Source organism: Thermogutta terrifontis, assembly GCF_002277955.1.
Taxonomy (GTDB): domain Bacteria; phylum Planctomycetota; class Planctomycetia; order Pirellulales; family Thermoguttaceae; genus Thermogutta; species Thermogutta terrifontis.
Map to the genome: position 1 here is coordinate 945,919 of NZ_CP018477.1, position 12,009 is coordinate 957,927.

Annotated in this window: 11 protein-coding genes; 2 read left to right on the forward strand and 9 right to left on the reverse strand. The window is 57.0% G+C overall.

Translation table 11 applies throughout. The annotated features are described in order from the left end of the window. Window positions 1-146: 146 nt before the first annotated feature. The 6 genes from THTE_RS03415 to THTE_RS03440 all read right to left on the reverse strand — a co-directional run bounded on the left by THTE_RS03415 (window position 147) and on the right by THTE_RS03440 (window position 5,826). Window positions 147-452: a hypothetical protein gene (locus THTE_RS03415; protein ID WP_095414116.1), complete on the reverse strand. Its 306-nt coding sequence runs from the start codon at window positions 450-452 to the stop codon at window positions 147-149. Window positions 453-636: 184 nt separating this feature from the next. Then, a complete protein-coding gene (locus tag THTE_RS03420) occupies window positions 637-1,173 on the reverse strand; it encodes a chemotaxis protein CheW (protein WP_095414117.1) in 537 nt (178 codons plus the stop codon). Between the two features lie 77 nt (window positions 1,174-1,250). Further along, window positions 1,251-2,888 carry a methyl-accepting chemotaxis protein gene (locus tag THTE_RS03425; RefSeq protein ID WP_095414118.1) on the reverse strand — a complete coding sequence of 546 codons (1,638 nt, stop codon included), beginning with the start codon at window positions 2,886-2,888 and terminating at the stop codon, window positions 1,251-1,253. A 357-nt stretch (window positions 2,889-3,245) separates the two neighbouring features. Then, entirely contained in the window at window positions 3,246-3,920 is a 675-nt protein-coding gene (locus tag THTE_RS03430) for a response regulator transcription factor (RefSeq protein ID WP_095414119.1), read from the reverse strand. Between the two features lie 20 nt (window positions 3,921-3,940). Continuing rightward, entirely contained in the window at window positions 3,941-4,306 is a 366-nt protein-coding gene (locus tag THTE_RS03435; RefSeq protein WP_095414120.1) for a response regulator, read from the reverse strand. Beyond that, the gene (locus tag THTE_RS03440) at window positions 4,303-5,826 is read right to left on the reverse strand and encodes a sensor histidine kinase (protein ID WP_095414121.1); all 1,524 of its coding nucleotides are present in this window, start codon (window positions 5,824-5,826) and stop codon (window positions 4,303-4,305) included. Before THTE_RS03440 ends, THTE_RS03435 begins: the two co-directional genes overlap by 4 nt. 256 nt (window positions 5,827-6,082) lie before the next feature. Between THTE_RS03440 and THTE_RS03445 the strand changes: the two genes are divergently transcribed. Further along, complete coding sequence (locus tag THTE_RS03445) at window positions 6,083-9,268, forward strand: GH116 family glycosyl hydrolase (RefSeq protein WP_168175777.1); 3,186 nt, start codon at window positions 6,083-6,085, stop codon at window positions 9,266-9,268. 149 nt (window positions 9,269-9,417) lie between these two features. Continuing rightward, on the forward strand, window positions 9,418-9,798 hold the full coding sequence (locus THTE_RS03450; protein ID WP_095414123.1) for a carbonic anhydrase: 381 nt from the start codon (window positions 9,418-9,420) through the stop codon (window positions 9,796-9,798). Between the two features lie 251 nt (window positions 9,799-10,049). On the opposite strand, the gene THTE_RS03455 is transcribed toward THTE_RS03450, so the two are convergent. From THTE_RS03455 to THTE_RS17840, 3 genes are all read right to left on the reverse strand, one after another. Continuing rightward, entirely contained in the window at window positions 10,050-10,340 is a 291-nt protein-coding gene (locus THTE_RS03455; protein ID WP_095414124.1) for a hypothetical protein, read from the reverse strand. Between the two features lie 189 nt (window positions 10,341-10,529). Next, window positions 10,530-10,832: a hypothetical protein gene (locus THTE_RS03460; RefSeq protein WP_095414125.1), complete on the reverse strand. Its 303-nt coding sequence runs from the start codon at window positions 10,830-10,832 to the stop codon at window positions 10,530-10,532. 867 nt (window positions 10,833-11,699) lie between these two features. After that, the gene (locus THTE_RS17840) at window positions 11,700-11,927 is read right to left on the reverse strand and encodes a hypothetical protein (RefSeq protein WP_157731674.1); all 228 of its coding nucleotides are present in this window, start codon (window positions 11,925-11,927) and stop codon (window positions 11,700-11,702) included. Between the last annotated feature and the right edge of the window lie 82 nt (window positions 11,928-12,009).

The following is a 12,009-nucleotide window of genomic DNA, read 5'->3' on the forward strand; positions in this document are numbered from 1 at the left end:
GGCGCGCTTCACGTGCCCGGTGAAAGAAATGGTCTTTCTCGGGTTAAGCGGAAAACCTAACAAGCGTGTCTTACCAGTCTGTTTCTCACTCCCGCGTGTGCCCCTGCCAAGGCCCCGGGTCTTTTCTGGGAGAAAATGGGCGTGCGTCAGGTCGAAGGGCGCTGCTCCGTTTCGGATGAATGGGACCTTCCTCCGGAAGCTCTCTGGAGAGCTTCTTCAAAAGTTTGTTCCAGTTCGTACCGGGCGAAGCTTATCTCCATGCAGAGATCGGCCACAGACTCGCTCAAATCCAGGCATTGTTCGAACAGGCCCAGGAACAGATCTCGAGTTTGCTGGGCCAGTGACAAGAAGTAGGCGCGCTCAGGTTCAGGTAAACTGAGCAACTTCTGTTGAAGTGAATCGATATACCCTGTGTACTTTTCCAAGCTGGGTGGAAATCTTCCGGACGGCATTTCAACAAACCTCCCGAATCAAGGATGTCTCGCTGGTCGCTCGCCATCGTCCGATTTTACATTGCCTAAGCCAACCCTCGCCTCTCACTCAGGAAGCACAGGATGACTTAAGGAAACGACAACGGGCATCCGTGCCCGTCAAACGGGGGTTAGGTAAATAGGTTGGCATTGGGCCTGCTGAATCTCACGCCATGGGGGCTAACACGTCGCAACGGGTGGCCGTCTCCCTGTTGACCACCGCAGAGAGGTCTTCGTCCGAGAGTATTCGCGCCATATCGATGATCATGATGAGTTTACCGTTGAGTTCGGAAAGCCCGGTGAGAAACCGACAATCGATTTCCCGAAGTACTGGCGGGGGAGTAATTTCGTCGTGCGGAATGCGAAGGACTTCGCAAACCGCGTCCACCAAGACCCCCACCAGGAGGCTCCCCACCTGAACCACGAGGATTCTCGTGGAGTCGTCGATCTCAATCTCGGGCAGACCGAAGACCACGCGGAGATCGATCACCGGGATAACTTGTTTACGGAGATTGATCACTCCGCGGAGTTGCGGCGGCGAACGGGGAATCCGCGTGATGTTTCCCACCAAGATGATCTCGCGGACCTGAGTGATAGGAATCCCGTAGATCTCACCGGCCAGGCGAAAATTGACCACCTGGAGGACGCGTTCGTTGCCTTGTCGAAGTTGCTCGGTGAAGGCACTGCTGGTGGCTGCTGTCATGATTAATACTCCTCATTCCTTTCCATAGTCCATGCGGAAAACCCAGACCATGGTGCAGTGACGGTGCGACGATGCGTTCACTCAGTGCGGAAAGAACTGACCAATCCGCGGAGGGCGGCTGCCTGAGCACCGAGCTCCTCACTGCTGGAAGCCAGCTCTTCGCTGGCCGCCGCATTCTGCTCCGTAATGTGGGAGATCTGTTGAATCGCTCGTGACACTTCTTCGGCACTGCTGGCCTGCTGAGTCATAGCGGCGGCGATCTCAGCCACCCGGCTTGCACTCATTTCTACACCCTGGATGATCTTTCGCAGGGCTTCGGCAGTCCGTTCACTGAGAGCCACGCCCTGTTGGACGCGGTTGCTGGACTCGCGGATCAGAGCGGAAATCTCACGGGCCGCCTGGTTGGAACGTTCCGCCAGCTTGCGGACTTCATCGGCCACTACAGCAAAGCCCAACCCGTGTTCCCCTGCCCGAGCCGCCTCGATCGCAGCGTTAAGGGCCAACAAATTGGTCTGGCTGGCGATTTCCGAGATCACCTGGATGATCTCGCTGATTCGATCGGAGCTGGCCTTGATGAGCTCCATCCCTTCCAAGGATTCCCGAACTGCCTGAGCTCCTTCGTTAGCCAGTTCGTTGGTCTGCTTGGCGACCTGGTCGGCCTGCGCGGCTGCCTCCTTGACTGTTTGCACAGAACGGGCCAACTCTTCCACAGAGGCCGTCACCTCCTCCACGTTGGTGGCCTGGACCTGTGACCCCTGCGCCAGACTTTGGGAGCTCTCTGCGATGAGACGTGCGCCTTCCGCAAACTGATTGGCCGAGGCAATCAGTTCCTGCAATGCCTCCCGCATGTTGGTAACGACCAGGTTGACGTTCTCTTTGAGCACATTGAACTTGCCTACAAACTCCGCAGTCACCAGACGCGAGAAGTCCTTTCGGGCCATGGCATGCAGGACGGCGGCCGGTCCATTTTCATCCACGACCAGCCTGGTCATAACCATTACGAGTTGGTTAACAGCTCTTTTCAGCTCTTCGAAGTCTCCACTGTATTGCGTCTCAATCTGGGGTGGGATGTCCCCATCGGCCAGCTTCTTCATATATTCCTGGAACACCCGGAATGGCTCTGTGAAGGCATCCAGGATGGCGTTTGTTCGTTCCACCATGCCGGCGATATCTCCGCGGAATCGGCTGGCATCCCCGCGATGCGCAAGACGGCCGACCCGCACATTCTTTTCGACGTCGTAGAGAACCTCCATAACTCCCTGAAGCTGCTCACCCAGTGCGTTGCAGGATAGTACAAGCTTCTGGTAGTCGCCCGTATACTCGGCTGTGACCCGCGCGTGAAGATCTCCCGCCGCCAGTCGATCGAGTACTTTTCCCACATCGCGGAGTGGCGTGACCATGGCCTGTGCTGTGCGGTTGAGGCCGGCCACAATTTCCCGCCAGCTTCCGGAGTACTTCGTCTCATCGAGGCGGTGATCCAGGTTTCCCTCGGCAGCCGCCTTTGCCATTGTGGCCGCGCCACCAATGAGATCGTTCAGACGATCTATGAGTTCGTTGATTGCTTGTATGACCGTCTCCTCTTCAGCTGTCCCGCGAACCCGGAGCTTCTCCGGGATTTCTCCTTTGGCTATGTCGTGCAGACACTCGGCAACAATGGCCATGAGTTGCGAGTTGCTGAATTCAGTCTTCGGCTGGTCCAGTGTCGTGGTCGTCATGGTCGTTCCTCCACATCGACTTCTGTTTCCCTGAACGTTTCTCGTGCGATCCCGTGTCGCACGCCTCGTCAAAACTCTGGAATACGCGCCCTCGCTCCGCAAGGTGAAAAATTCACCTGCAGTGCGAATAAAACTCGCAAGTTGGGCGTTCCTGTTGAGGAAAACAACACGGTCCAGCCTTACCAGGTGCGACCGAGTACAGCCCCGCCAACTTTGGTTAGAAGAGGAGGCTCTGTCGGAACGCTCGATCAAAGCGAATGCTGCGGCGGGGGATAACCAGTCGCAGAGTTCTTCCCACTCTTGAGTACGACAAATTCGAGAGAGGAACTATCAGATCAATTGCGAGCGCAGAAGGGACTATCGTGCAGAGTTTTTCGGAAAGGCTTGGTCGTCCCAGTGCAGCATCTCGAGGACGTCATTCCAGCCCGCCTGGTGTGCCATTTGGACGAGTCTGACGACATTGGAAACCTGGAACTTTTCCAACAATTGCGCTCGATAACGGAGAACGCTCTTGGCAGTGATTCCCAACTGAGCGGCAATCCGCTTGGCCTCTTTGCCTGCCAGGACCTCCCGTAAGACCTGTTTTTCACGAAGATTCAGTCCCCGGATCACTTCCTGGAAGAATCCTTTCATTCGAATTCGCTCGGCCCAGGCCTGAGCCCGCCCAAGGGCCTCGTCAATCCGCTCCAATAGCTTGTGGGTGGTGAACGGCTTGACGAGGAGATCCACAGCGCCCTCCCGCATGGCCTCCACCGCTGTCTCTGTTTCTGGAAATCCAGTAATGAAAATGACGGGCAGCTCGTAACCCTGGGCCTTGAGCCGACGGTAAAGCGTAATCCCGCTGCAACCGGGCAGCCGAATATCTACCAGAAGGCAAGCAGGCTTTAAACGGCATTCGAATTCTGCTAAGAAACGTTCGACGCAGGAGTACGCTTGAACATCCAGTCCTGCACTCCTGAGTGCGAGGACCAGCGAGTCACACATCTGGGGGTCGTCATCGACGACGTACACGACAGCGTCGTTCCACTCCATCTTTCTGCTACCTTCAAAAGTCAATTGGGCAGTAACTCTTTCACAATGTCGAGCAGCGCATTAAGACGGAATGGCTTTCTCAGGAAGGCATCGACATCAGGATAACGCCCCTGAATGGGGCTGCCAAGCCAAAGGTACCCGCTTATGAGGACAATCCGCAGGCCCGGGGCGAACCGCTTCAACGCATCGAGCTCCGCGTGCCGAACAGGTTCGGGCCCCAACATGACATCCACGAAGGCAATCAGGGGAATACTGCCTTTGCTCTTTTCGATGGCCTCTTCCATCGTTCCCGCAACACAGGTTGCGTAACCCGCAGTTTCCAGGGCCAGAGACATCGCTTCCCGGAATCCCGGATCATCTTCCACGATCAAAATGGTCGGCCTCATACAGCGATCTCTCCCCGCTGCCCCAGCTCAGCGGAGTTCTGTTCCAACGGGAGAAAGACACGCACTGTGGTCCCTTCTCCTGGCGAGCTGTCCACCTCAACGTGCCCACCATGATCCTGAATGATGAGGAAGGCCAGACTGGCCCCCAGTCCCGTTCCGCCCTCACTGGACCGGCGGGTGAAAAACGGGTCGAACATACGGTTGGCCTCCTGGGATGTCATCCCTCTCCCGTTATCAACTATGTCCACCTCTGCTAAGTGACCTTTGGGGGCAGCCTTCACGCGAACTCGCACCCCACTCGGGCGTGATTCTATGGCATTGCGGAGGAGGTTGGTGAAAGCCAATTCCAGTTCGAGAACGCACGCCTGAATGGGCAATAATCCATTGGCAGGCGAAAAAGACAGGGTCGCCTGACGCTGTTCCAAGAATGGATGGACCATCTCACAACATCGACTGATGACCGCATTGAGGTCGCAACTCTCTCGAGTCCCCGGCTGGTGTCGCGAGAAACGCAGTATAGCCGTGACAATTCGCGAACAGCGATCGAGAGAAGCCACTATATTTTGCAGACATTTTTCCACGCTCTCCGGACTCATCGCCTGACGAAAGAGGGAAAGGGCCGTTTCCGCCGAGAGCATCGCAGCGCCTAAAGGGTTGTTGATCTCGTGAGCGATGCCCGCCGCCAGCGTCCCCAGAGCAGCAATACGCTCCACCTGTCTGGTCGCCTGTTCCGCCTGTTTCACAGCAGTAATGTCCATCATGACACCTAAAGCCTTGGTGACCTTACCCCGTCGCCACCCAAGCGCGACATCCTGTCGCACATAGCGGACTTCATCGTTTCGGAGCCGGAATTCGAGCTGAGGCGGCTTTTTGCCGCCGAGGATCTCCGCGAAAGCGCTGTCCACAGCCTGCCGATCGTCGGGATGAACCCATGCCAGAAAATCCTCGATGGAGCGAATGGCCTGAGGTTCGGTGCCTGACCTGCGAAGGAATTTGGCGAGCCCATGCCACTCCAACATGCCTTCAGGAATGTGCAAGATCCAAAACCCCAAATTCGCCAAATCCTGCGCCCGCTGCAGCCAGGTCTTCACATCTTGAAGCCGTTTTTCCAGCTTTCGCCGACGAAACACCTCTTTGAGGAGAAGGCGATTGCTACGGGTAAGCTGCCGGAGTCTACTACGTGCCGTGCGGCGGGCCATTTGCAGAGAGTTTTCGGCAGCCGCCAGCGATTCACGGAGACGGGTCTGTACTGATTGGCACTCGTTTTGCCAGCCTTGTAAGAGCGTTTCCAGTAGCTGTTTTATCTTTTCCTCGCGGCCGGGTTCAAGAAGGTCCGCTTCCGAAGCCCGAAGGAGGGCCACCGCCCTTTCATGAACCTTCAGAACGTCGGTCGAACTGGCTCCCGCTGAATACAGCTCGCGGCCTACTTCTTCAGCAACTTCAAGAAAAGAAGCACAGGGTTCGCGGAGCACAATTCGCAGGATCGCCGCGTACCGATGAGCAAAATCGTCGAAGATCATAATAGACGCCCCCCAACCGCAGAAATCGGTTGTTCGTTTAACCTCCAATTCGACACGCCCGTTATCAGTTTTAGCTTATCTCTCCAGCCTGTCACCTTACCAGAACCGTCTTCTCGCCGGTTGCCGTTGCGAGAGGGGGCTTCTACAATAAAGCCCGACTTCTGGAAGGAGTGGAATGAATTGTCGGGCAATGGGGAAACCAGCCAAGCCGCTCCGCGCTGGGTTTATAAAGGCTCCAGCACAAAGGGTGATACACATGGCCACTCGAGATTCGCAGCTTCAAAAATGCTCGTCCGGCGGTGAATGTGGTCCGTCCTGCGTGACCCGTCGTGATTTTCTGACGATCGCGGGTGCCGCGACAGTGGGCACCGTCATCCCTTGGAGAGTGCCCGTGGTTGCCGGACCGTTTGAGCCTTCCGACACAGCGGACCATTTCGTTCCTGCCGATAAGAAGCTCCGTCCCGAATGGATTGCCCAACTCTTCGCTCGGGGAGAGCAGACGTGGTATTCGGGCGAGGACCTGGACAAAATTGGCATGCCGGTAGGAGGCATCTGTGCAGGGCAGCTCTATCTGGGAGGAGATGGCCGCCTGTTCCATTGGGACATTTTCAATCGGCACAACTTCTCCGGCTATGGGGCGACGAACTATCAGAACATGCCCAAGCCGGACTATCCCGTGGAGCAGGGATTCGCGATGGCCGTGGAGGTCGATGGGCAGGTGCTGCGGCGGACGCTGGACCGCAACGGGTTTCCCAAGGTCCGATTTTGTGGGGAATACCCCATCGGTTTTGTTGACTATCATGACCCCGATTGGCCCTTGAAAATCCGCCTGGAAGCGTATTCCCCGTTTATTCCGCTGAATGAAGAGGATTCCGCCCTGCCCATCACGGTGCTCGATTTCTTTGTGGAGAATCCGGGCCCAACTCCCCGGACGGTCACCCTGGCCGGCTGGCTGCAAAATGCCGTGGCCTGCCACACGGGAAGCAGCTTTTGGGGAGAACGCCGCACCGATCTGCGGAAAACGGCGCGGTCGTTCGCCGTTGTCCACTCGGTTCGGTCTCTGCCACCTCCCGGCGAGCCCCGTCCGCCGAAGGTCCTCGCTGATTTCGAGGGTCAGGATTACGGTGACTGGAAAGTGGAAGGAGAGGCCTTCGGCAGCGGTCCAGCCCACGGAACGCTCCCCAACCAACAGGAGGTCAGCGGTTTCCAGGGAAAAGGTCTGGTCAACACCTACCTGGGAGGCGATCGCCCGCACGGCCGTCTTGTTTCCCCGCCGTTCGTCATCGATCGGCGTTACATCAGTTTTCTTATCGGGGGAGGTAATCACGCGGGCAAAACATGCATGAATCTCCTGGTGGACGGCCAGATCGTGAGAACGGCCACCGGCAACAATAACGAGCGCCTCCAGTGGCAGAACTGGGATGTCCAGGAATTTTTCGGCAAAACCGCGCAGATTGAGATCGTCGATGCTGAGTCGGGAGGCTGGGGTCACATCAATGTGGACCAGATCGAACTCCGGGATACCCCCCGTCCCAGTCCGGAAGGCCCGCTCGAAAAGCAGTACGACTTTGGCGAGATGTCGCTGCAGATATTCCTCCCCGAGCTGGACGACGCTTCTTCTCCCGGTGAAATCCTGGCCGCAACTGACTGGAAAGGCGCGATCGACGTGAGTCAGTTGTGGGAACACCTCAAACCGGTGGAGGGCGGAATCGCGTCCGGCCAGACGGCTCTTCACGAGCAACTTCGGGGTGCGCTGGGATATCGAACGACAATTGGCCCCGGCAAAACGATCCGCCTGTCCTTCGCCGTGCTCTGGCACTTTCCGAACCGTCCGGAACGCGGCAATTACTACGCTGTTCGATTCCCCACCCTCGGCGACCTGCTCTCTTATATTGAAGAGCATCTGCCCCGACTGCGGCAACAAACCCATCTGTGGCACGACACATGGTACGGTGCTACCCTGCCCCATTGGTTGTTGGACCGGCTCTTCTCCACGGTGGCCAATCTGGCTACGGGTACGTGCCAGTGGTGGGCCAATGGTCGATTCTGGGCATGGGAAGGCGTGGGCTGCTGCCACGGCACTTGTGCCCACGTGTGGAATTACGAGCACGCCCTGGCCCGTCTTTTCCCTCGATTAGAACGCTCCGTGCGCGAGATGCAGGATTTCAATCCCGAGGCTGGCTTCGACGAACAAACGGGCGCGATCCGGTTTCGCGGAGAAGGCTGGAAGCTGTGGGCGGGCGACTCCCAGGGCGGAACCATCCTCAAGGCCTACCGCGAGCACCAGTGCTCTGCCGACGATTCCTTCCTCCGCCGCAACTGGCCCCGCATCAAAAAGGCCCTGGAGTTCCTTTTCGTCCAGGATGGCGATCTCAATGGCCTGATTGAGGGAGAGCAACACAACACATACGACATTAACTTCTACGGGCCGAATACGATGGTCGGCTCACTCTATCTGGCGGCCTGTCGCGCTGGGGAAGAAATGGCCAAAGAACTGGGCGATGACGAATTCGCCGCCCGCTGCCGCAAGGTTTTTGAAGCGGGACGCGACGCCACCATGAAGGAACTGTTTAACGGCGAGTATTTTATTCAAAAAGTTGATCTCAAAGAACATCCAAAACACCAATATGCCGATGGCTGTTTGTCCGACCAACTCTTTGGTCAGGGTTGGGCGCACCAGGTCGGGCTGGGCTACATCTATCCTGTGGAGGCTGTTCGCTCGGCCCTGAAAGCCATTTGGGTGTATAATTGGGCGCCGGATGTGGGACCGCAAAACGCGGCCCATCCCCCGCAGCGGTGGTTTGCCCGACCGGGCCAGGCCGGTCTCTTCACCTGTACGTGGCCCAAATCCAAGCATCTCGGCCCCGACAGCGTGCTCTACCGCGACGAAGTCTGGACCGGCATTGAATATCAGGTGGCCGGCCATATGGTGTGGGAAGGCATGCTCCTGGAAGCCCTCGCCATCTGCCGCGGCGTCCACGAGCGCTACCATCCCCGCAGCCACAATCCCTGGAATGAAGTGGAGTGTGGCGACCATTACGCCCGGGCACTTGCCAGTTACGGCGTGTTCCTCGCGCTGTGCGGTTTTGAATACCACGGTCCTCGCGGCCATATCGGCTTCGCCCCACGCCTCAACGCCGATGATTTCGCCGCAGCATTCACCGGTGCCGAGGGCTGGGGCCGATTCACGCAGAAACGCCAGGGCGGCGGTCAGAAGAACACCCTCGAGCTCCTCTGGGGTCGGTTGCGGGTGCGGAGCATCGCCCTGGAAGTGCCTTCCGACGTCCCACAGCGTGCCCGCGCCGTCATCCAAACTGCTGAAGGCGAAAAGACTCTGGACATCGCTGCCGTGGAACAGAATGGCCGCCGCGTCATTGTCCAGATGAAAGAACCTCTCACTGTTGAGGCTGGCCAGACCCTTCAGGTCGAGCTACGAGGCTGACGGGTGAACGCCCGGTGATCCATGCCCCGTGCTGAAATCCAGTTTCGGGGCCCACAGAAGGCGGCCACAGGCGGCGTTGCTGCCCCATGATGGGTCATAAACGGTCGGTAATGCTGGAAATCGGTAATCGTCACAGTATGGAGTAAGCGATGTCGTTCTGCACCGTGATCAGTTGCATGGATGGCCGGATTCAGCTTCCCGTCATCACTTATCTGAAGGCGCGCTTTCAGGTGGATTATGTGGACAACGTCACAGAGCCGGGACCGGACGGGATCCTCGCCAGGGGAGATGACCACGTGCTCCTCGCATCGATTTTGCGACGTGTTCAAATCTCCCTTGAAAAACACCAGTCCCAGGGGCTTGCCGTGGCCGGACACGCCGACTGTGCCGGCCACCCTGTTTCCCGCGAGGATCACCTGCGCGACATCCGATCGGCGTGCAGGTGGTTGAAGGCGAGATTCCCTCACGTCCCGGTCATCGGCCTGTGGGTCAACGAACGGTGGGAAGTGGAAGAGGTCGCCCAAGAGTAACCGGCCCGTTCATGGCGCACGCATCCCATTGGTGGAGACCACAGTGCACCCAGAAACCCCGCAAGGTTCGTCCGTTTCGCGGGAAATGACGGGGTTTGTAACACGCGCTGTTGATTGTGGCTGTCGGGCTGCTTGAACAGGCCGCTGTCGCTGGAAGGGGTGTACAGGTCCATACTGCGGATTGTACACCCCACACCGGTCAAAGTTGGGACAAGTTGTCAGCTGGCGAGACGAGAAGCAACGCAGGACACTTACAGAATGAGGTCCTTGATCGCTTCCCACTCATTGTCCCAATAAGGTTCACGAAATTGATAAAGAGGATTGTCCTTGTAATTGGCCCCGTAGATCGACTCTGTCAACCATTGCTTCATCTTCTGTTCGTATTCCGCCTCGGCCTTCTTGTATTCCTCGGGAGGAAGGTCTTCAGGCGGCGGTTTTGGTTCCGTGAGTTTGGTCGGAATTTTTTTGAATCCGATCGCCTTTGCCATCTCAATGGCTTCTGCGCGGCTACGTGGACGACGTCGATTCGGCTCTTCTGTCATGGCGACGGCTCCTCGTAACCCTCTGGGTATTGCTCAGCATCGAACTCCCCATAATATCCACTTTCCACCCGTCGTCGAATCTCGTCCGGGTCTCGGGTATCTCCCACGTACCGCATGAAATAAATCGGCGGCCGGTCGTTTTTTTCGTAGTCCCAACTCCGGCGACATTAAGAAACGGTGGTCGTTGAACTACAGGATGATGGTCCCGTTGGCGGTTTTGTCCTCGTCGGAAGGTGGCGATTGACCGGAACTGGAAGACTGGGCCTTTTTCCGCTCTTCGAGGGCCTTGAGGGTGTAGGGACCAAGCATCCCTTCTTTGCGCCATTTCTCCTGTATTTCTCGGACTTTCTCCAGTTTTTTTCGTTTTTCCTCTTCCGACATGTGTTCCCACTCCCACTGGGAACGGGCATATTTGGCAAGGATCTTCATTTTGTCGGAAGCGGTGCGAAGGTATTCCTCATCCAGGAACCAGGGTTTCTTTTCCTCGGCCATCTTTTCCCTCCTCCCCGTTCGCCGGAGATACTCGTCGTACCGATCGCGAGAAACAGATTAAACCGGCCACGCTCCAAAGCATTTGACACAACAACTGGAGACAAGGCCCTGCTTATTTCTCGCACGTGCCGACCAATATTCGCGTCGTCCGTACAATGAAGGACTATCATCGGTCTGCACGTTCAACGATCGTCCTGAATACGATTCCATGGTCCTCCAGCACCCGGAGAACGGTCTCGGTAGGGGCATGAAATTGCCCAATCCAACGCGGCTCTAGTCCTCGAGGATCCACCACAAACGTCGCTACGGCCTCTTGATCATACTCCTTGCCCAAGCGGGCGGCAATTCGCTGAAAGAGCTTTTCTGGGATGGTGTTGCATTCCAGACCGTTCCCTGGAAATGGGCTGGAGTGGCGGGCGCCGCCCCCAGGCTCTCTTGCTCCAGGCTGCGGTAGGCCGGATTCTGGAGGAATTCCTCCTCCGGTCCGGGATCGGAGATGTCCAGGAGCTCGCGGAGCCCCCTCTCCAGTCGATGTAAAACTCACCGAGCGCTGCTCACAACGAAAAGAACAGTCTCCAAAGAGTGAGTCCGCCGGTTTGGTTGCACTTATTGTTTCACTTCTTGGGTACTCTATGTGCTTTTTTGTCTCTAACTGACATGTACGGTTTTTCTGCCAGAACATTGTGGCGCAAGCAAAAACCCCGTGAAATTCAGCAGTTACGCGGAAAATCACGGGGTTTTCTGGTTTACTGTGTCAGTGCCGGCGCAGGGACTCGAACCCCGGACACGCGGATTATGATTCCGCTGCCCGCTTACGCAAGTGACGTTAGACAAAGATTTTGCAACGAATCCTCGGCTTGGTTGCACTCATGGTTGCACTACTTTTTCCGCGGGGTGAATGTCGCCGACGGTGACTGTGGCGATAACTCCGGGAGTTTGTAGCCCCTTTGAAAAAGAGAGGCTGAGGGTCACAATCCGGTAGGACCGCTGGAAAACATCCCCAGTTGCCTCCAGAACGCGGGGGGGACTGTGGCCCACTGTGTAGAGATGCGTTGCGTCAAAAGGTGCGTAACGCCAACCCGCGTAATTCGACACTTTTCGACACCTAACGAGGGGTGTCGAAAAAAGGGAGAGTGACTTAAAGGGACGGAAGCGGTCCACTATATCTTGTAGGGAC